Origin of the sequence: Pseudomonas sp. NPDC088429, assembly GCF_044753305.1 — a bacterium.
Taxonomy (GTDB): Bacteria; Pseudomonadota; Gammaproteobacteria; order Pseudomonadales; family Pseudomonadaceae; genus Aquipseudomonas; species Aquipseudomonas rustica.
In genome coordinates, this window is sequence record NZ_JBIVMX010000075.1 from 1 (window position 1) to 1,874 (window position 1,874).

At 57.0% G+C, this 1,874-nt stretch carries 1 protein-coding gene; it reads left to right on the plus strand.

The features are described 5' to 3' along the window. A partial coding sequence (gene fadB, locus ACIP66_RS25070) for a fatty acid oxidation complex subunit alpha FadB (RefSeq protein WP_400651693.1) occupies positions 1-1,874 on the plus strand: 1,874 nt, incomplete at both ends.

Here is a 1,874-nt window from a genome sequence, read left to right on the forward strand (position 1 = left end):
CAACAAGATCAACCGTCTTACCCTGAACGAACTGCGTCAGGCCGTAGACACCATCAGGGCAGATGCTTCGATCAAGGGCGTGATCGTCAGCAGTGGCAAGGACGTATTCATCGTCGGCGCCGACATCACCGAATTTGTCGAGAACTTCAAGCTGCCGGATGCCGAGCTGGTTGCTGGCAATCTCGAAGCCAACAAGATCTTCAGCGATTTCGAAGACCTCAATGTTCCGACCGTAGCGGCCATCAATGGCATCGCTCTGGGCGGCGGTCTGGAAATGTGCCTGGCGGCTGACTATCGCGTCATGTCGACCAAAGCCAAGATCGGTCTGCCGGAAGTCAAACTGGGCATCTACCCAGGCTTCGGCGGCACCGTGCGTCTGCCACGCCTGATCGGTGCCGACAACGCCATCGAGTGGATTGCCTCCGGCAAGGAAAACCGCCCTGAAGACGCGTTGAAAGTCAGTGCCGTCGACGCTGTGGTTGCTCCGGAAAAACTGCAGGAAGCGGCTCTTGAGCTGATCAAGCGCGCCATTTCCGGCGAGTTCGATTACAAGGCCAAGCGTCAGCCGAAGCTGGATAAGCTCAAGCTGAACGCCATTGAACAAATGATGGCTTTCGAAACCGCCAAAGGTTTCGTTGCCGGTCAGGCTGGCCCGAACTACCCGGCGCCGGTTGAAGCGATCAAGACCATCCAGAAAGCCGCGAACTTCGGTCGTGACAAGGCCCTGGAAGTCGAAGCTGCCGGTTTCGTCAAACTGGCCAAGACCTCTGCCGCGCAGAGCTTGATCGGTCTGTTCCTGAACGATCAGGAACTGAAGAAAAAGGCCAAGGCCTACGACGAAATCGCCAAAGACGTGAAGCAGGCTGCTGTATTGGGCGCCGGCATCATGGGTGGCGGTATCGCTTATCAGTCGGCCTCTAAAGGTACGCCGATCCTGATGAAGGACATCAACGAGCACGGTATCGAGCAGGGTCTGGCCGAAGCCGCCAAACTGCTGGTTGGCCGCGTTGATAAAGGTCGCATGACCGCTGCGAAAATGGCTGAAGTGCTCAACGCCATTCGCCCAACCCTGTCCTACGGCGACTTCGGTCACGTCGATCTGGTTGTCGAAGCTGTTGTCGAGAATCCGAAGGTCAAGCAAGCCGTATTGGCTGAAGTTGAAGACAAGGTCAAAGAGGACACCATCCTCGCGTCCAACACGTCGACCATTTCCATCAGCCTGCTGGCGAAAGCCCTCAAGCGTCCGGAAAACTTCGTCGGCATGCACTTCTTCAACCCGGTGCACATGATGCCGCTGGTAGAAGTGATCCGTGGCGAGAAGTCGAGTGAGCTGGCTGTTGCCACCACCGTTGCTTACGCCAAGAAAATGGGCAAAAACCCGATCGTCGTCAACGACTGCCCGGGCTTCCTGGTCAACCGCGTACTGTTCCCGTACTTCGGCGGTTTCGCCAAACTGGTCAGCGCCGGTGTGGACTTCGTCCGTATCGACAAAGTCATGGAAAAATTCGGCTGGCCAATGGGCCCGGCATACCTGATGGACGTGGTCGGCATCGACACCGGTCACCACGGTCGTGACGTAATGGCTGAGGGTTTCCCGGATCGCATGAAGGATGACCGTCGCACCGCCATCGACGTGCTGTACGAAGCCAAGCGTCTGGGTCAGAAAAACGGCAAGGGCTTCTACGCCTACGAAGCCGACAAGAAAGGCAAGCAGAAGAAAGTCGCCGATCCATCGGTACTCGAAGTGCTCAAGCCGATCGTTTACGAGCAGCGCGAAGTCACTGACGAAGACATCATCAACTGGATGATGATCCCGCTGTGCCTGGAAACCGTGCGTTGCCTGGAAGACGGCATCGTTGAATCCGCCGCCGAAG